Below are 317 nucleotides of genomic sequence, written 5' to 3' on the forward strand. Positions count from 1 at the left end.
CCGATAAGGACGGGTGCGTTTATGTCGCACACCAAGTTCGGTGCACGCCTCACGCCACGCAGACGACCGGTAAGCCGAACCGTTGTCTGACAGCACGCGCTCAACACTCACGCCACGGTCTGCAAACTACGCCACGGCCCTGTTGAGCACACCAATGGCAGTGAGGGCCTTCTCATCGGCGCAGATCTCGGCGTAGGCCACCCGGGAGTGGTCATCGATGACAGTGTGGACGAATGCGGTGCCGATACGAGGTCGGTAGTCGTGGCCGCGCTCACCGGTGAGGCGGGCCTGGGCACGGGCGTTGAGCTTGCTCTGGC

At 63.7% G+C, this 317-nt stretch carries 1 pseudogene; it reads right to left on the reverse strand.

Annotated elements, in window-relative coordinates:
* Positions 1–317 (reverse strand): annotated as a pseudogene (locus tag GSY69_RS13930) (DDE-type integrase/transposase/recombinase); the annotation flags it as partial.

Source organism: Brevibacterium rongguiense, from assembly GCF_009857845.1.
Classification (GTDB): domain Bacteria; phylum Actinomycetota; class Actinomycetes; order Actinomycetales; family Brevibacteriaceae; genus Brevibacterium; species Brevibacterium rongguiense.